Source organism: Pseudomonas sp. B1-22 (assembly GCF_050474425.1).
GTDB lineage: Bacteria > Pseudomonadota > Gammaproteobacteria > Pseudomonadales > Pseudomonadaceae > Pseudomonas.
The window spans coordinates 79,131-96,614 of sequence record NZ_JBCHVH010000004.1 but is presented as its reverse complement, the minus strand read 5'-3'; the positions used below and the strand labels follow the sequence as shown (position 1 = coordinate 96,614).

The 17,484-nt window shown below is 65.9% G+C and carries 13 protein-coding genes; 11 read left to right on the top strand and 2 right to left on the bottom strand.

Going from position 1 to position 17,484, the window contains the following annotated elements:
- The first annotated feature begins 56 nt into the window (after positions 1 to 56).
- The 9 genes from bioF to ACQ5BL_RS15965 all read left to right on the top strand — a co-directional run bounded on the left by bioF (position 57) and on the right by ACQ5BL_RS15965 (position 11,338).
- Complete coding sequence (gene bioF, locus ACQ5BL_RS16005; protein ID WP_243807908.1) at positions 57 to 1,262, top strand: 8-amino-7-oxononanoate synthase; 1,206 nt, start codon at positions 57 to 59, stop codon at positions 1,260 to 1,262.
- Positions 1,255 to 1,980 (top strand): alpha/beta fold hydrolase, encoded by a 726-nt coding sequence (locus tag ACQ5BL_RS16000; protein WP_243807905.1) that lies wholly within the window; start codon positions 1,255 to 1,257, stop codon positions 1,978 to 1,980. Before bioF ends, ACQ5BL_RS16000 begins: the two co-directional genes overlap by 8 nt.
- A complete protein-coding gene (gene bioC, locus ACQ5BL_RS15995) occupies positions 1,961 to 2,776 on the top strand; it encodes a malonyl-ACP O-methyltransferase BioC (protein ID WP_430293188.1) in 816 nt (271 codons plus the stop codon). Before ACQ5BL_RS16000 ends, bioC begins: the two co-directional genes overlap by 20 nt.
- Positions 2,777 to 2,864: 88 nt before the next feature.
- Positions 2,865 to 3,548 (top strand): dethiobiotin synthase, encoded by a 684-nt coding sequence (bioD, locus tag ACQ5BL_RS15990; protein ID WP_243807902.1) that lies wholly within the window; start codon positions 2,865 to 2,867, stop codon positions 3,546 to 3,548.
- A 74-nt stretch (positions 3,549 to 3,622) separates the two neighbouring features.
- On the top strand, positions 3,623 to 3,853 hold the full coding sequence (locus ACQ5BL_RS15985; protein ID WP_207888154.1) for a hypothetical protein: 231 nt from the start codon (positions 3,623 to 3,625) through the stop codon (positions 3,851 to 3,853).
- Between the two features lie 308 nt (positions 3,854 to 4,161).
- Positions 4,162 to 5,967, top strand: coding sequence for a phenylacyl-CoA dehydrogenase (locus tag ACQ5BL_RS15980; protein ID WP_207888155.1), 1,806 nt, complete (start codon positions 4,162 to 4,164; stop codon positions 5,965 to 5,967).
- Between the two features lie 180 nt (positions 5,968 to 6,147).
- Positions 6,148 to 7,428, top strand: coding sequence for a GGDEF domain-containing protein (locus ACQ5BL_RS15975; RefSeq protein ID WP_207888156.1), 1,281 nt, complete (start codon positions 6,148 to 6,150; stop codon positions 7,426 to 7,428).
- Positions 7,429 to 7,554: 126 nt separating this feature from the next.
- Positions 7,555 to 9,351 carry an acyl-CoA dehydrogenase C-terminal domain-containing protein gene (locus tag ACQ5BL_RS15970; RefSeq protein WP_243807901.1) on the top strand — a complete coding sequence of 599 codons (1,797 nt, stop codon included), beginning with the start codon at positions 7,555 to 7,557 and terminating at the stop codon, positions 9,349 to 9,351.
- Between the two features lie 208 nt (positions 9,352 to 9,559).
- Complete coding sequence (locus ACQ5BL_RS15965; protein WP_243807900.1) at positions 9,560 to 11,338, top strand: acyl-CoA dehydrogenase C-terminal domain-containing protein; 1,779 nt, start codon at positions 9,560 to 9,562, stop codon at positions 11,336 to 11,338.
- Between the two features lie 562 nt (positions 11,339 to 11,900).
- On the opposite strand, the gene ACQ5BL_RS15960 is transcribed toward ACQ5BL_RS15965, so the two are convergent.
- Entirely contained in the window at positions 11,901 to 12,779 is an 879-nt protein-coding gene (locus tag ACQ5BL_RS15960) for a LysR family transcriptional regulator (RefSeq protein WP_430293187.1), read from the bottom strand.
- Between the two features lie 366 nt (positions 12,780 to 13,145).
- Here ACQ5BL_RS15960 and ACQ5BL_RS15955 point away from each other — a divergent pair, with 366 nt between their 5' ends.
- On the top strand, positions 13,146 to 15,119 hold the full coding sequence (locus ACQ5BL_RS15955) for a PhoX family protein (RefSeq protein WP_243807898.1): 1,974 nt from the start codon (positions 13,146 to 13,148) through the stop codon (positions 15,117 to 15,119).
- Between the two features lie 515 nt (positions 15,120 to 15,634).
- On the opposite strand, the gene fnr is transcribed toward ACQ5BL_RS15955, so the two are convergent.
- Entirely contained in the window at positions 15,635 to 16,336 is a 702-nt protein-coding gene (gene fnr, locus ACQ5BL_RS15950) for a fumarate/nitrate reduction transcriptional regulator Fnr (protein WP_430293186.1), read from the bottom strand.
- 295 nt (positions 16,337 to 16,631) lie between these two features.
- Between fnr and ACQ5BL_RS15945 the strand changes: the two genes are divergently transcribed.
- A complete protein-coding gene (locus tag ACQ5BL_RS15945; protein WP_243807896.1) occupies positions 16,632 to 17,390 on the top strand; it encodes a COG4705 family protein in 759 nt (252 codons plus the stop codon).
- Positions 17,391 to 17,484: the final 94 nt, after the last annotated feature.

Here is a 17,484-nt window from a genome sequence, read left to right as displayed (position 1 = left end):
AAGCTCGCTCCTACAGGTCCTCGCCTCGGAGGGCCGCCGCCGATTCGGGGTTGCGTATGTCTTTCGATCTCAGCGCCCGCCTTGCTCAGCGCAAGGCGGACGACCTCTACCGCCAGCGTCCGCTGCTGGAGAGCCCGCAGGGGCCGGACGTGGTCATCGATGGCCAGCCGATGCTGGCCTTCTGTTCCAACGATTACCTGGGCCTGGCCAGTCACCCCGAGGTGATTGCCGCCCTGCGCGCCGGCGCCCAGCGCTGGGGCGTCGGCGGTGGCGCCTCGCACCTGGTCAACGGCCACTGCGGCCCGCACCACGAGCTGGAGCTGGCGCTCGCCGAGTTCACCGGCCGCCCGCGCGCGCTGCTGTTCTCCACCGGCTACATGGCCAATCTCGGCACCGTCACCGCCCTCGTCGGCAAGGGTGACAGCGTGCTGGAAGACCGCCTCAACCACGCCTCGCTGCTGGATGCCGGCCTGCTCTCCGGCGCGCGCTTCTCGCGCTACCTGCACAACGACGCCGCCAGCCTTGCTTCCCGTCTGGACAAGGCCGAAGGCAATACGCTGGTCGTCACCGACGGCGTGTTCAGCATGGACGGCGACCTCGCCGATCTGCCCACCCTTTGCGCGACGGCTCGAAAGCAGGGCGCCTGGATGATGGTCGATGACGCCCACGGCTTCGGCCCGCTGGGCGCGACCGGCGGCGGCATCGTCGAACACTTCGGCCTGGGTATCGATGATGTGCCGGTACTGGTCGGCACCCTCGGCAAGGCCTTCGGCACCGCCGGCGCCTTCGTGGCCGGCAGCGAGGAGCTGATCGATACGCTGATCCAGTTCGCCCGTCCCTACATCTACACCACCAGCCAGCCACCGGCGGTGGCTTGCGCCACGCTGAAGAGCCTGGAGGTGCTGCGCGCCGAGAACTGGCGCCGCGACCACCTGAACGCGCTGATCGCCCGCTTCCGCGCCGGCGCCCAGGCCATCGGCCTGCGCCTGATGGACAGCCCGACGCCGATCCAGCCGATCGTCATCGGTGGCAGCCGCCAGGCCATGGCCCTGTCGGCGGAGCTGCGCGAGCGCGGCATCCAGGTTGGCGCCATTCGCCCGCCCACCGTGCCGGCCGGCACCGCGCGCCTGCGCGTGACCCTGTCCGCGCTGCACAGCGAAGCCCAGGTGGACCGCCTGCTGGTGGCGCTGGCCGAAGGCTGGCAGCGGGTGTCGTCTAGCCTTCTGGCAGAAATCGATGCCGAGGAGGGCGATGATGCGTGACCAACTGATCCTGCTGCCCGGCTGGGGCCTGGGCAGCGCGCCGCTGGAGCCGCTGCGCGATGCGCTGCTGGAACAGGCGCCGCACCTGAACGTGCAGATCGAACCGCTGCCGACCGATGCCGACCCCAGCGTCTGGCTCGATGAGCTGGACGATAACGTCGCCCACGACGCCTGGATCGCCGGCTGGTCGCTGGGCGGCATGCTCGCCGCCGAGCTGGCGGCGCGCCGGGGCGAGTCCTGTCGCGGGCTGGTCACCCTGGCCAGCAACCCCTGCTTCCGCCGCCGCGAGGATTGGCCCGAGGCCATGGCGAACGAGGTGTTCGAGGACTTCTTCGAAGCCTTCCTGCTGGAACCGCAACTGGTGCGCAAGCGCTTCACCCTGCTGGTCAGCCAGGGCGCCCGTGACCCGCGCACGCTCGCGCGGCAACTGCAGGTGGCCTTGCCGCAGCTGGATGCCGAGGGTCTGACCGCCGGTTTGCAGCTGCTCGGTCAGCTGGATACCCGCACCGCGCTGAGCCGTTACCCCGGTCCGCAACTGCACCTGTTCGCCGAGAACGATGCCCTGGTGCCGGCCTCTGCCGCCGACGCTTTGCTGGAATGGCTGCCGGACGTCGAGGTCAGCCGGGTGTCCGGCGCCAGCCACGGGTTGCCGCTGGAGCAGCCGGACGAAACCGCCGCCGCCATCCTGAGATTCATCCATGAGGGCGACGATGCCTGACTGCAGTCACAGCGTGCTGCCTGACAAGCGTCAGGTGGCCGCTTCCTTCTCCCGTGCCGCCGAGACCTACGATGCGGTGGCCGATCTGCAACGCGCGGTCGGCTCGCAGCTTCTGCAGCAACTGCCGGACGAGCTGGCGCCGCAGCGCTGGGTCGACCTGGGCAGCGGCACTGGCTATTTCACCCGCGCCCTGGCGACGCGTTATCCACAGGCCCACGGTCTGGCCGTCGATATCGCCGAAGGCATGCTGCGCCATGCCCGCGAGTTGGGCGGCGCGGAGCACTTCGTCGGCGGCGATGCCGAGCACCTGCCGCTGCGTGACGGCGCCTGCGACCTGCTGTTCTCCAGCCTGGCGCTGCAATGGTGCGCGGACCTGCCGTCGGTGCTGAGCGAGGCGCGGCGGGTGCTGCGCCCCAATGGCGTGCTGGCCTTCAGCAGCCTGTGTGTCGGCACCCTGGGCGAACTGCGCAGTGCCTGGGAGGCGGTGGACGGCTTCGTCCATGTGAACCGCTTCCGCGCTTTCGAGGACTATCAGCGGCACTGCGCCGACAGCGGGTTGGAGGTGCTGGAGCTGCGCACCGAGGACCGCGTCCTGCATTTCCCTGACCTGCGCAGCCTGACCCACGAACTCAAGGCGCTCGGTGCGCACAACCTCAACCCCGGCCGGCCCGATGGCCTGACCGGGCGCGAGCGGGTGCGCGCGCTGATCGCCGCCTACGAACGCTTCCGCCAGACCCAGGGACTGCCTGCCACCTACCGGGTGGTCTACGCCGTCCTGCGCAAAAACTATTCTTAGTAGGAGCGGACTTTGTCCGCGATGGGCCGCCCAGCAATGGCGATCGCGGACGGAGTCCGCTCCTACGGTAAAGCTCCAGAGGAACGCCATGTCCCACGCCTACTTCATCACCGGCACTGACACCGAGATCGGCAAGACCACCATCGCTGCCGGCCTGCTCCATGCGGCGCGACTGGCCGGATTGTCCACGGCGGCAGCCAAGCCGGTGGCCTCCGGTTGTGCGAAAACGCCCGAGGGACTGCGCAACGAGGACGCATTGGCGCTGCTGGCCGAATGCAGCCTGCCGCTGGCCTACGACCAGGTGAACCCCTTCGCCTTTGCGCCTGCCATCGCGCCGCACCTCGCCGCGCGGGAGAAGGGCGTGAAGCTGCAGGTCGAGTCGCTGGCGCCGGCCGTGCGTTCGGTGCTGCAACTGGGCGCCGACTTCACTGTGGTGGAAGGGGCGGGCGGCTGGCGCGTGCCGTTGTCGGGGGAGGAGAGCCTGTCGGACCTGGCAACCGCACTCGATCTGCCGGTGATCCTGGTGGTCGGCGTGCGCCTGGGTTGCATCAACCACGCGGTGCTCAGCGCCGAGGCGATACAGCGTGACGGCCTGCAACTGGCCGGCTGGGTGGCGAATATCGTCGATCCGACGACCTCGCGCCTGGAGGAGAACCTGGCGACCCTGGCCGAGCGCCTGCCGGCGCCCTGCATCGGCCGCGTGCCCCGGCTGTCGCCGGCGACGCCCGCAGGCGTCGCAGCCCACCTGGACCTGAGCATTCTCGATCTGTAACAACGCCTGGCCGCGCGGGCGGAAGTCTGCTTGAATGGTGGCCATTGGCTGCCTTTGTCCTGGGAGACGCACCGATGGAAATCTCCGCTAATGCATTCGCCGCGGGCCTGAGCTCGGTCCAGAGCGGCCAGCAGCGCGTCGATCAGGCAGGCGCCCGGATCGCCAGCGGCAGCAATGGCGCAAGCGAAGCCCTGGCCGATCACCTGGTGGACCTGCGCCGCGGCCAGCACGAGGTCGAAGCCGGCGCCAAGGTCATCCAGGCCGCCGACGAAACGCTCGGCACCCTCATCGATATCCGCGCCTGACGGTCACTTTCCCTCCGTATCTTCTATCTGCCCCGCCGGCTGTCCTCGCGACACGCCGGCCGCTCTGCCATGGGCTTTAATCAATGTCAGGACGGCGGCGCAAAAGCGCTCCGGCGGTAGCCTTGCGAGCGTGACCGGGTGGTCGGTCTGCGTGCTTGACAAGGGTATGGCGTAAACGTATGTTTCAAACGCCTGTTTGACTGTTTGGATGCGTGCGCGCACCGACTGGGCGGCCGGGAACGATCCCGCACTGCGACCGCAACGACCGGTCGCCCATTAACCAGAACCCTTCGTAGAGGTTTACCGCTATGCCTGATTACAAGGCCCCCTTGCGTGATATCCGTTTCGTTCGCGACGAGCTGCTGGGCTACGAAGCGCACTACCAGAATCTGCCGGGCGCTCAAGACGCCACTCCGGACATGGTCAATGCCATCCTCGAAGAGGGTGCGAAGTTCTGCGAACAGGTAATCGCTCCGCTGAACCGCACCGGCGACCTGGAAGGCTGCAAGTGGAGCCCGGAAGGCGTGAAGACCCCGACCGGCTTCAAGGAGGCCTACCAGCAGTTCGTCGAAGGCGGCTGGCCGAGCCTGGCCCATGACGTCGAGCACGGCGGCCAGGGTCTGCCCGAATCCCTCGGCATGGCGATCAGCGAGATGGTCGGCCAGGCCAACTGGTCCTGGGGCATGTACCCCGGCCTGTCCCACGGCGCCATGAACACCCTGCACGCCCACGGCACCCCGGAGCAGCAGCAGACCTACCTGACCAAGCTGGTTTCCGGCGAGTGGACCGGCACCATGTGCCTGACCGAGCCGCACTGCGGCACCGACCTGGGCATGCTGCGCACCAAGGCCGAGCCGCAGGCTGACGGCACCTACAAGGTCACCGGCACCAAGATCTTCATCTCCGCTGGCGAACACGACATGGCCGACAACATCGTCCACATCGTGCTGGCCCGCCTGCCCGATGCCCCGCAGGGCACCAAGGGCATCTCGCTGTTCATCGTGCCGAAGTTCCTGCCCAACGCAGAAGGCGGCGTAGGCGAGCGCAACGCCGTTTCCTGTGGCTCCATCGAGCACAAGATGGGCATTCACGGCAACGCCACCTGCGTGATGAACTTCGACGCCGCCACCGGCTTCCTGATCGGCCCGCCGAACAAGGGCCTGAACTGCATGTTCACCTTCATGAACACCGCTCGCCTGGGTACCGCCCTGCAGGGTCTGGCCCACGCCGAAATCGGTTTCCAGGGTGGCATCGCCTACGCTCGCGAGCGTCTGCAGATGCGTTCGCTGACCGGCCCGAAAGCTCCGGAAAAAGCCGCTGACCCGATCATCGTGCACCCGGACGTACGCCGCATGCTGCTGACCGCCAAGGCGTTCGCCGAAGGCAACCGCGCCATGCTGTACTTCGCCGCCAAGCAGGTGGACATCGTGCAGCGCAGCCAGGACGAAGAAGAGAAGAAAGCCGCTGACGCGATGCTGGCCTTCCTCACTCCGATCGCCAAGGCGTTCATGACCGAAGTGGGCTTCGAAGCCGCCAACCACGGCGTGCAGATCTATGGCGGCCACGGCTTCATCGCCGAGCACGGCATGGAACAGAACGTCCGCGACAGCCGCATCTCCATGCTGTACGAAGGCACCACCGGCGTTCAGGCTCTGGACCTGCTGGGCCGCAAGATCCTGATGACCCAGGGCGAAGCGCTCAAGGGCTTCACCAAGATCGTGCACAAGTTCTGTCAGGCCAACGAAGCCAATGAAGCCGTGAAGGAATTCGTTGCCCCGCTGGCCGCGTTGAACAAGGAGTGGGGCGAGCTGACCATGAAGGTCGGCATGGCTGCCATGAAGGACCGCGAGGAAGTCGGTGCCGCTTCGGTGGATTACCTGATGTATTCCGGCTACGCCGCCCTGGCTTACTTCTGGGCTGACATGGCGCGCCTGGCTGCCGAGAAGCTGGCCGCCGGTACCAGCGAAGAGGCCTTCTACCAGGCCAAGCTGAAGACCGCGCGCTTCTACTTCCAGCGCATCCTGCCGCGCACCCGCGCGCACGTTGGCTCCATGCTGTCCGGTGCCGGCAACCTGATGGACCTGGCCGAGGAAGATTTCGCCCTCGGTTACTGATCAGCTGTCAGTTACTGACGAGGGGACGCTTTGCCGTCCGTCTGCTGAACAGGAAAAAGCCCGCCATTCGGCGGGCTTTTTCGTACCTGTTATCACGCAAATATCTTCGGAAGGTGCCATCATTACGCCACTTGCCGGCCCGCCGATCCCGAGCCCGGCGCCAATCCATCGGACCCCCTTGTGCGACCCACGGCCCCCTACCGGCTCAGCCACTTCCTCACGCCTCTGCTGCTGATTCCGGCGGGCGTCGTTGCCGGCTCCCTGGCCGAACTGTCCGAATTCTTCATCTCGCTGTTCAACGTCCTGCCGACCCTGTTGCTGCTGCTCGGTGGCGGCCTGTGCATGGTCTACGGCCGCCAGCGCCAGCTGTTCATGCTGGGGGTGGTGTACATCGCCTATTTCCTCCTCGATACCCAGGTGGACTACTACCGCGCCCAGCACGCGACGCGGCCGGACGCGGCGCTGGTGTTCCACCTCTGCTGCGTGTTGCTGCCATTGCTCTACGGGATGTACGGCATCTGGCAGGAGCGCATGCAGCCGCTGCAGGACCTGCTGGCCCGCGGCGTCGTGCTGCTGATCGTGGCAGCGGTGGCCACCGCGCTGGCGCAACGCTTTCCGCAGGGCCTGGCGGAGCTGCTCAGCGATGTCTACTGGCCGTCCCTGCACGGACGCTGGATGAGCCTGGCGCAGTTGTCCTACTTCGGCTTCGTCCTCGCCTTCATCGCCCTGGTGGCTGCCTACGTACGCCAGCCGCGGCCGCTGCATGCCGCGCAACTGGTGGGGTTGCTCGGCCTGCTGTGGATGTTGCCCAAGGTGTTCATCCTGCCCCACGCGCTGACCGTGATGACCAGCCTGGTGATGCTCAACCTGGCCTGCGCGGTGGCCCACGAGGCGTACCAGATGGCCTTCCGCGACGAGCTCACCGGCCTGCCGGGGCGCCGTGCGCTGAACGAGCGCTTCGAGCGCCTGGGCCAGCAGTACGTGCTGGCGATGGTCGACGTGGACCACTTCAAGAAATTCAACGACAGCCACGGCCACGACGTCGGCGACCAGGTGCTGCGCATGGTTGCCAGCCAGTTGCGGCGCACGGGCGGGGGCGGCAAGGCTTACCGCTACGGTGGCGAGGAGTTCACCCTGGTGTTCGCCGGCAAGTCGGTGGAGCAGTGTCTGCCGCACCTGGATGCCGTGCGGCAGTCCATCGAAGGCTATGCGATGCAACTGCGCGACCGTGGCAATCGACCCAAGGACGACCGTCAGGGTCGTGGCAGGCGCAGCGGCAGGGAAGCGCAGTCGGTCTCGGTGACCATCAGTGTCGGCGTTGCCGAGCGCGACGGCGAACGGCGCAACCCGGAAGAGGTGATCAAGGGTGCCGACCAGGCGCTGTATTCGGCCAAGAGCGGCGGCCGCAATCGTGTGGCGGTGCATGGGCAGTCGCACCGGGGCGCGGTGCGTACCGGCTGAGCACGGCGTCGCGGGTACTTATGGCGACGCATTCAGCAGGTGCAGCGTGATTGTCCGGGTGGCCATGCGCCGTTAGGTTCGAGGTTTCCGCGCCGCTCTGGCGCTCGAACCGAACGGAGATTCGCGATGCCCGAGTACAAGGCCCCCCTGCGCGACGTGCGCTTCCTCACCGACGAAGTCTTCGACTTCACCGGCCGCTACGCAGCCCTCGGCGCCACTGACGCCACCCCGGACATGTTCGCCGCCATCCTCGAGGAAGGCGCCAAGTTCTGCGAGCAGGTCATCGCCCCGCTGAACCGTTCCGGTGACGAGGAAGGCTGCCACTTCGACAACGGCGTGGTGACCACGCCGAAGGGCTTCAAGGAAGCCTTCGCGCAGTACGTCGAGGCCGGCTGGAACGGCGTTTCCAGCGATCCGGAATACGGCGGCCAGGGTTTGCCGCCGTCCCTTGGCCTGCTGGTCAGCGAGATGATCGGCGCGTCCAACTGCTCCTGGGGCATGTACCCCGGCCTGACCAAGGGCGCCATGGCCGCCATCCATGCCCACGGTACTGCCGAGCAGAAGAGCACCTACCTGCCGCGCCTGACCAGCGCGGTGTGGACCGGCACCATGTGCCTGACCGAGCCGCACTGCGGCACTGACCTCGGCATCATCAAGACCCGCGCCGTGCCCAACGCCGACGGCAGCTACGCGATCACCGGCACCAAGATCTTCATCTCCGCCGGGGAACACGACATGAGCGAGAACATCATCCACCTGGTGCTGGCCAAGCTGCCCGACGCCCCGGCTGGAACCAAGGGCATTTCGCTGTTCATCGTGCCGAAATTCAACCTCGATGCGAACGGCGAAGCTGGCGAGCGTAACGCCGTGGCCTGTGGCTCCATCGAGCACAAGATGGGCATCAAGGCCTCCGCCACCTGCGTGATGAACTTCGACGGCGCCCGCGGTTTCCTCATCGGCGAAGCCAACAAGGGCCTGGCCTGCATGTTCACCATGATGAACCACGCGCGCCTGGGTACCGGCATGCAGGGCTTGTGCCTCGGCGAGACCAGCTACCAGGGTGCCGTGCGCTACGCCCAGGATCGCCTGCAGATGCGTTCGCTGACCGGCCCAAAGGCGCCGGAGAAGCCCGCCGACCCGATCATCGTCCACCCGGACGTGCGCCGCATGCTGCTGACCATGAAGGCGTTCAACGAAGGCAACCGCGCGCTGGCCTACTTCACCGCGCAACTGCTGGACATCGAGCACCTCTCCCAGGACGCCGAGGAGCGCGAGCGCGCCGCCAACCTGCTGGTCTTCCTCACCCCGATCTGCAAGGCCTTCATGACCGAGACCGGGCTTGAGGTCACCAACATCGGCATGCAGGTGTTCGGCGGCCACGGCTTCATCCGCGAGTGGGGCATGGAACAGCTGGTGCGCGACTGCCGCATCGCGCCGATCTACGAGGGCACCAACGGCATCCAGGCGCTGGACCTGCTGGGCCGCAAGGTCCTCGGCAGCCAGGGCAAGCTGCTGATGGGCTTCACCAAGTTGGTCCACCAGCTCTGCCAGCAGCACGCCGAGCACCCGCAGTTGAAAGCGCAGGTCGCCCAGCTCGCGGCGCTGAACAAGCAGTGGGGCGAGCTGACCCAGAAGGTCGGCATGGCGGCCATGAAGAACCCGGACGAAGTCGGCGCCGCCTCGGTGGACTACCTGATGTTCTCCGGCTACGTCACCCTCGGCTACTTCTGGCTGCGCATGGCACTGGTCGCCCAGCAGAAGCGGGAGGAGGGCACCGGCGAGGCGGCCTATTACGAGGCGAAGCTGGCGACGGCCGAGTTCTACTTCAGCCGCCTGCTGCCGCGCGCCCAGGCTCACGTGGCGGCGGTGGAAGCCGGTTCCGACGTGCTGATGCGCCTGTCGGTCGAACAGTTCGCCCTGTAAATCGCGCGTCAGACGAGAGGGCCCGCCGTGTGCGGGCCTTTTCGCCTCTGCTACATTTCGTGACCAATATATAGTTGTGTAGTCACAACATGACGCTTAAAGTCTGAAAAGTTGTTGGAGTAAACTCCGGCGGCGTACCTTCGCGTACCTCCTATTCTGATACCGCTGGCTGGCTGATCAGCCGTCGTTTTCGTTCGAGGATTTATCCATGGCTGACTACAAAGCTCCCCTGCGTGACATGCAATTCGTCCTCAATGAGGTCTTCGAGGTTGCCAAGCTCTGGGCAGAACTGCCGGCGCTGGCCGAAACCGTCGATGCCGAGACCGCCAGCGCGATCCTCGAAGAAGCCGGCAAGGTCACCGGCGGCGTCATCGCTCCGCTGAACCGCAGCGGCGACGAGGAAGGCTGCAGCTGGAGCGCCGACGGCGTGAAGACCCCGGCCGGCTTCCCCGAGGCCTACCGCACCTACGCCGAAGGCGGCTGGGTGGGCGTGGGCGGCGACCCGGCCTTCGGCGGCATGGGCATGCCGAAAGTGATCGGCGCCCAGGTCGAGGAAATGGTCAACTCGGCCAACCTGTCCTTCGGCCTCTACCCGATGCTGACCGCCGGCGCCTGCCTGTCGCTGAACGCGCACGCCAGCGAAGAACTCAAGGCCAAGTACCTGCCGAACATGTACGCCGGCGTCTGGACCGGCTCCATGTGCCTGACCGAACCGCACTCCGGCACCGACCTCGGCATCATCCGCACCAAGGCTGAGCCGCAGGCCGACGGCAGCTTCAAGATTTCCGGCACCAAGATCTTCATCACCGGCGGCGAGCACGACCTGGCCGAGAACATCATCCACCTGGTGCTGGCCAAGCTGCCCGACGCGCCGGCCGGCTCCAAGGGCATCTCGCTGTTCCTGGTGCCGAAGGTGATGGTCAATGACGACGGCTCCCTGGGCGAGCGCAACGCCGTATCCTGCGGCTCCATCGAGCACAAGATGGGCATCAAGGGCTCCGCCACCTGCGTGATGAACTTCGACGGCGCCACTGGCTGGATCGTCGATGCGCCGAACAAGGGCCTGGCCGCCATGTTCACCATGATGAACTACGAGCGCCTGGGCGTGGGCATCCAGGGCCTGGCCACCGGCGAGCGCTCCTACCAGAGCGCCGTGGAGTACGCCCGCGAGCGTATCCAGAGCCGCGCGCCGACCGGCCCGGTGGCGAAAGACAAGGCCGCCGACCCGATCATCGTGCACCCGGACGTGCGTCGCATGCTGCTGACCATGAAAGCGCTGAACGAGGGCGGCCGCGCCTTCTCCAGCTACGTCGCCATGCAGCTGGACACCGCCAAGTACAGCGAAGACCCGACCACCCGCAAGCGCGCCGAGGAACTGGTCGCCCTGCTGACCCCGGTGGCCAAGGCCTTCCTCACCGACATGGGCCTGGAAACCACCATTCACGGCCAGCAGATCTTCGGCGGCCACGGCTTCATCCGCGAGTGGGGCCAGGAGCAACTGGTACGCGACTGCCGCATCACCCAGATCTACGAAGGCACCAACGGCATCCAGGCGCTGGACCTGATGGGCCGCAAGATCGTCGGCAGCGGCGGCGCCTACGCCAAGCTGTTCACCGACGAGATCCGCGCCTTCACCGCTTCGGCCTCGGCCGAGCTTTCCGAGTTCACCGGCCCGCTGAACGCCGCCGTGCAGAACCTGGACGAGCTGACCGCCTGGGTCCTGGACCGCGCCAAGGGCAACCCGAACGAGATCGGCGCCGCGTCGGTCGAGTACCTGCACGCCTTCGGCTACACCGCCTATGCGTACATGTGGGCGCTGATGGCGCGCGCCGCGCTGGGCAAGGAAGGCCAGGACGAGTTCTACGCCAGCAAGCTGGGCACCGCGCGCTTCTACTTCGCCCGCCTGCTGCCGCGCATCCACTCCCTGAGCGCTTCGGTGAAGGCGGGCAGCGAGTCGCTGTACCTGCTGGACGCCGCGCAGTTCTAAGCGCTACGCAAAAGCCCCGCTCCGGCGGGGCTTTTTTTATTGCGGGTTATAGGGTTTGGTAACCGAGGTATCACGATTACGTGTAAGCCTAGGCTTACAAACGCTGGTGGTGATCAGCGTCTGTCTGAATTGTCCTTGCGCGGTTAACCTTCTCCTCAGTCAGGACATTGCGCAGGAAGCGCCAACGACAATACGGAAACAAGGGAATCCACCATGGACGGTGGCCAGCACGGACGTCAGGATATCGGTCTGCAAAACCCCGCTTCGCAAGAAGCGGGGTTTTTTCTTGCCTGCGATTCGGCTATGGCACGAACCTGTAGGAGCGGGCCATGCCCGCGATCGCGCGCATGGCGCGCTCCTACAGGGGACTCCGTGCTTGCCGGAAGCTGCTTTCGTAGGAGCGGATCTTATCCGCGAATCCGGCCGGCAGGCCGGCAGTCAGAGGTTGCACCGCTGTCGCGGTGATCGCGGAGAAGCTCCGCTCCTACGAGAGCCGTTCGGCCCTGCGGCAGGGGTGTTCGCGAGCAAGCTCGCTACAAAAGCTGCCTCAACTGCGGCGTGGTCACACCGCCCCATCCAGCAACGACCGCAACAACTCCACCGTCGGCTGCTGCCGCTGCGCATCGCGGTAGACCAGCCCCACGCTCAGCGGAATGCGCGGTTCGCTTAAGGGCTTCCACAGCAGGTTCGGATTGCCATGCATCTGCCGCGCGCGCCCCGGCAGTACCGTGGCGAAGCGGCTCTGCGGCAGGCTGTCGAGGATGCCGCTCATGTGGTTCAGCTCCGCCTGCACCCGCGGCCGCCGGCCGATGGCCGCCAGCTGTTCCTGCCAGATCTGCCGGGCACGGAATTCCTCGCCGAGCAGCAGCATCGGCAACTCCGCCGCCTGGGCCAGCGAGACTTTCCTGAAATCCTTCAGCGGATGGTCCGCCGCAATCACCAGCTGCAACTCGTCCGGGTACAGCTCTACCCCATGCAGCGCCGGCTGGCGCGGCGGCAGGAAGCCGATGCCGATGTCCAGCTGGCCGCCCAGCAGGCGCCGCTCGATCTCCACCCCCGAGAGTTCATAGATGCGCACCTGCACGTGAGGCTGGGCGGTGTGCAGGCGCTCCACCAGGTGCGGCACCAGGTTGGCGTTGACCGTCTGCAGCACGCCGATGCTCAGGCTGCGCGCGCTCTGCCCACGGTAGCCGCGCAGGGCTTCTCGGGCGCGCTCCAGGCCGTCCAGCAGGGGCACCGCGTGGTTGTACAGCGTGTGCGAGGCCGCGGTCGGCAGCAGGCGCTTGCCGCTGCGCTGGAACAGCGCCACGTCGAGGTTCTGCTCCAGTTGGCGAATCTGCTGCGAGAGCGCCGGCTGGGAAATCGCCAGGCGTTCGGCGGCGCGTCCGACGTGGCCTTCCTCGTAGAGCGCGATGAAATAGCGGAGCTGGCGGAAATCCATAAGGTCTGCTTATCAACGAAACTGGAAAATCGAAATGGATAGCTGGCTATCCAGGCCGCTACTCTAGCGCCTGTCAGCCGAATCGGACGGGTAGACAAAGGTGTAAGAAAAGCCCCTTTCCATAGGCCCCGTCGAAGGTTCCCCCATGCCTGAAGCCCGCATCGCGCGAGCTTCGCAAACGCCCTCGCGCCCGCCTCCGGACGTCGTCTTGGTCCTGTGGGGCGGCTTTTCTTCCCGCCGCCGGCTCCCTCGACGGGGCCGGCGGCGCTGTCATCCCGTCGTAACAACCCGTTCCTAACCTTCCGCGCATATCTTTTATTGGCAACCCGAGCCGTCTGCCGACGGCCGTGCGGAAGGAACCCCTCCATGAGCGAACGATTCCAGGACTTCCACGATCGACTGGCCGCCTTCGACGACCACTCGGTCAATCCCTCCGGCAATGTGCCGATGAGCGAGCTGATCGATGCCTCGCGCCGCCGCCTGCTGAAGAGCAGCCTGGTGCTCGGCGCGGTCGGCTTCCTCGGCGGCGGACTGTTCCCGGGCCGCTCGCTGTTCGCCGCCGAGGCCCCGGTGCCCAGCGCACTGCTCGGCTTCAAGGGCGTGCCGGTGCAGCAGGACCCGAAATTCGACCGCGTAATCGTCGCCGAGGGTTATACCGCCCGGCCGTTCTTCTCCTGGGGCGACCCGGTGGTGGCCGGCTCTCCGGCCTGGAAGGGCGACGCCAGCGAAGACTGGAAAGCCCAGGAACTGCAGGCCGGCGACAACCACGACGGCATGCACTACTTCCCCTTCCCGGATGCGCCGGACAGCCATGGCCTGCTGGTGATCAACCACGAGTACATCAACCCGACGCTGCACACCAAAGGCCAGACTTTCGAGGATCGCCCCGACGGCACCCGTGGCCGTCCGGAAGCCGAAGTGCGCAAGGAAATCGCCGCCCACGGCCTGAGCGTGATCGAGGTGAAGAAGGATGCCGGCGGCCGGTGGCAGCGTGTCGAAGGTTCGAGCTACAACCGCCGCATCACCGGCAGCTCGCCGCTGGATTTGTCCGGCCCGCTGGCCGGCCATGACCTGCTGCGCACTGCCAGCGACCCCGCGGCGAAACAGGTGCTCGGCACGCTGAACAACTGCTCCATGGGCGTCACGCCCTGGGGTACCTACCTTGCCTGCGAGGAGAACTGGCACCAGTACTTCGTCAACCGCGACAAGGACGACTACGCCAAGCGCGTTTCGCACAAGCGCTACGGACTGTCCAACGGCGCGTTCAGCAACTACTACGCCTGGGAGGCGGTGGACGCGCGCTTCGATGCCACGCCAAAGTCCGACCAGCCCCACGGCGGCCACGTCAACGAGCCGAACCGCTTCGGCTGGGTAGTGGAGATCGACCCGTTCGATCCGAAATCCACGCCGAAGAAGCGCACCGCCGTCGGCCGCTTCTGCCGTGAGTGCTCGACCCTGTCGCTGGGCGCCGACAACCGCATGGCCTTCTACTACGGCGACGACACCAAGGGTGAGTACATCTACAAGTTCGTCCCGGTCGGCCAGTACGACCCGAATAACCGTGCGGCGAACCGTGACCTGCTGGATCAAGGCACTCTCTATGTCGCCCGCTTCAACGCCGACGGCAGCGGCCAGTGGCTACCGCTGGTCCATGGCCAGAATGGCCTCACCGCCGAGAACGGCTTCCCCAGCCAGGCCGAGGTGCTGGTCAACGCCCGTGCCGCCGCCGACAAGCTGGGCGCGACGCCGATGGATCGCCCCGAGTGGGTCGCCGTGCAGCAGACCACCCGCGAGGTCTATGTCAGCCTCACCAACAACGACGGGCGCGGTAAGAAGCAACCGGTGGACGCCGCCAACCCGCGCAAGGAAAACCTGCACGGGCAGATCCTGCGCTGGAACGAGGCGGGCGGCGATCCGACCGCGACCACCTTCCAGTGGGAAGTCTTCCTGCTGGCCGGCGAGCAAAAGGGCTCCGGGGCGCCGGAGAACCTGGTCGGCAGCATCAACGGCGACATCTTCTCCTCGCCGGATGGCCTGTACTTCGACACGGCCGGCCGCCTGTGGATCGAGACCGACTACGACGATGCCGAGAAGCCCATGCACGCGATGGGCTGCAACCAGCTGCTCTGCGCCGACCCGCACAGCCGCGAGGTGCGCCGCTTCCTGGTCGGCCCCCGTGGTTGCGAACTGACCGGCATCACCCAGAGCCCGGATGGCAGGACGCTGTGGGTGAACATCCAGCACCCGGGCATCAGCTTCCCGGCCAGCGACGGCAAGAGCATCCCGCGCTCCACGACGCTGGTGATTACCAAGGATGATGGTGGGGTGATCGGGACCTGATCGGTCCCTGTAGGAGCAACTGTCTTGTTCCGGATAATCCGTGCCTAGGCCGTCCCCCTCACCCCAGCCCTCTCCCTCAGGGAGAGGGAGCTGATCGTGCCGCCTGACACCAAAGTTTCATCCTGCACCGAACGGTCCCCTCTCCCCCTGGGAGAGGGCTAGGGTGAGGGCAGGCCCGAGTACAGGGCTATCTCGTAGGAGCGGGCCGTCAGGCCGGCCATTGGCAACGCTGTCGCGGTGATCGCGGAGAAGCTCCGCTCCTACGAGAGCGGGGTTTCGCGCGGGCCGATCTCTTCTGCACGGGGCTCATCGCGGGCATGGCCCGCTCCTACGAGAGCCAACGCCGTGTATACCGGCTGAATCCCGTAGGAGCGGACTCCGTCCGCGATCCGCACTGCACGGGATTTATCGCGGACGAAGTCCGCTCCTACGAAAAGCAGTTTCGTGCGGATGTCGGGTGGGCGTAGAACCTGTAGGAGCGGGCCATGCCCGCGAAGCCCTGAAAGGGCTGAATCTCAAAGCTCGACCTCACCCCCCGCCAGCGCACACAACTCGGTGAAGTCGACGATCTCCGTCTCCCGCCCGTCCACCCGTACCAGCCCGTGCTTCTGCAGGCGGGTGAAGCTGCGCGATACGGTCTCCACCGCCAGCCCCAGGTAATCGCCGATTTCGTTGCGCGACATGCTCAGGCGGAAGCGCGTGGCCGAGAAGCCGCGGTCGCGGAAGTGCGCGGAGATGTTGAGCAGGAAGGCCGCGATGCGCGAGTCCGAATTCAGCCTTGAGAGCAGCAGCTTCATCTGCTGATCCTCGCGGATCTTGCGGCTCATCATCAGCATGATCTGGTGCGAAAGGCCGGGAATCTTCTGCGACAGTTCTTCCAGCTGGTTGAATGGAATCTCGCTGCACAGTGTGCTTTCCAGCGCCTGCGCCGACACCGGGTAGCTGCCTTCGCCCATGCCGGAAAAACCGAAGATCTCGGTGGCGAAATAGAACCCGGTGATCTTCTCCAGCCCCTGCTCATTGGTGGTGAAGGTCTTGATCGAACCGGAGCGGACCAGGTAGACGTTGTGGAACGGGTCGCCCTGGCGGAACACGTAGTCACCCTTGTGCAACAGGTGCCCAGGCTTGATGAGCGCCTCCAGTTCGTCGATCTTGTCGTCGCTCAGCGACGGTGGCGCCAGCCGGCAGTTCTTGCAGTACGGTTGCGGTTTGATCATCTGATTCATCCCTATCCCCATGCGCCGGTTCATCGCGCAGCACAGCCTTCCTCGGGCAAATCGCCCCCTTCAAACCATAGCAACGGACGACCATCTGTCACTTGCCGGTCGGTAGGAAAAGCGTCTATCGAATGGATTTTTCATTCCGCTTTGACCCTTTCTTCACTGCGCCGACCGCAGTCTTGCGCACCGTGCACCATGGGGTCTTGGGGGGAGCCCAGAGTAACTCCGGGTGCCGGCGACGCGGCCAGCGGAAACGGGCGCGTCCATCCCGCTCATTTCCGGAGTCCTACCCGTGAACAAACTGCCACAGATCACCCTGGCCTTCTGGGTGATGAAAATCTGCGCCACCACCCTGGGGGAAACCGCCGGCGACCTGCTGTCGATGACCCTCAACGTCGGCTACGCGATCAGCTCGCTGATCCTCATCAGCCTGTTCCTCGTCACCCTGTTCGGCCAGCTCGCCAGCAAGCGCTACGTGCCCTGGCTGTACTGGCTGGTGATCCTCTCCACCAGCACCGCCGGCACCACCATGTCGGACTTCATGGACCGCACCCTGGAGCTCGGCTACGCCAGCGGCTCGGCGATCCTGGTGAGCATCCTGGTGGCGATCTTCGCGGCCTGGCGCTTCAGCGGCACCTCGCTGTCGGTGGACAACATCCGCAGCTTCAAGGGCGAGATGTTCTACTGGATCGCGATCCTCTTCTCCAACACCCTGGGCACCGCGCTGGGCGACTTCCTCGCCGACGATTCGGGCCTGGGCTTCGCCGGCGGCGCGCTGTTGATCGGCAGCCTGATCGCGGTCGTGGTGCTGCTGCACTACTTCACCAAGCTGTCCTCGGTGCTGCTGTTCTGGATCGCCTTCGTCCTCACCCGTCCGTTCGGCGCGACCCTCGGCGACTTCCTCACCAAGTCCCATGAAAAGGGCGGCCTGGACTTCGGCACCATCGGCTCCTCGGCGATTCTCGCCGGCATCCTGGTAGCGCTGGTAATCGTCGTCAGCGTGCGCCAGAAGCGGGACGAGGAATCCAGCACGGCGGTGCTGGCGTCCTGATCCCTGCCACCGCTTCCCGTCGTTACGGGAAGCGGTGGGCTAGCCTTATGAAATTTGTTCTGTTATTTTTCATGAAAAATAAACAAAACAATTT

Coding starts and splice junctions, on each gene's coding strand:
- bioD (WP_243807902.1), top strand. CDS start 2,865: ATGTCCCACGCCTACTTCATCACCGGCACTGACACCGAGATCGGCAAG.
- ACQ5BL_RS16000 (WP_243807905.1), top strand. CDS start 1,255: ATGCGTGACCAACTGATCCTGCTGCCCGGCTGGGGCCTGGGCAGCGCG.
- ACQ5BL_RS15965 (WP_243807900.1), top strand. CDS start 9,560: ATGGCTGACTACAAAGCTCCCCTGCGTGACATGCAATTCGTCCTCAAT.
- ACQ5BL_RS15955 (WP_243807898.1), top strand. CDS start 13,146: ATGAGCGAACGATTCCAGGACTTCCACGATCGACTGGCCGCCTTCGAC.
- ACQ5BL_RS15980 (WP_207888155.1), top strand. CDS start 4,162: ATGCCTGATTACAAGGCCCCCTTGCGTGATATCCGTTTCGTTCGCGAC.
- bioF (WP_243807908.1), top strand. CDS start 57: ATGTCTTTCGATCTCAGCGCCCGCCTTGCTCAGCGCAAGGCGGACGAC.
- ACQ5BL_RS15985 (WP_207888154.1), top strand. CDS start 3,623: ATGGAAATCTCCGCTAATGCATTCGCCGCGGGCCTGAGCTCGGTCCAG.
- bioC (WP_430293188.1), top strand. CDS start 1,961: ATGAGGGCGACGATGCCTGACTGCAGTCACAGCGTGCTGCCTGACAAG.
- ACQ5BL_RS15970 (WP_243807901.1), top strand. CDS start 7,555: ATGCCCGAGTACAAGGCCCCCCTGCGCGACGTGCGCTTCCTCACCGAC.
- fnr (WP_430293186.1), bottom strand. CDS start 16,336: ATGATCAAACCGCAACCGTACTGCAAGAACTGCCGGCTGGCGCCACCG.
- ACQ5BL_RS15960 (WP_430293187.1), bottom strand. CDS start 12,779: ATGGATTTCCGCCAGCTCCGCTATTTCATCGCGCTCTACGAGGAAGGC.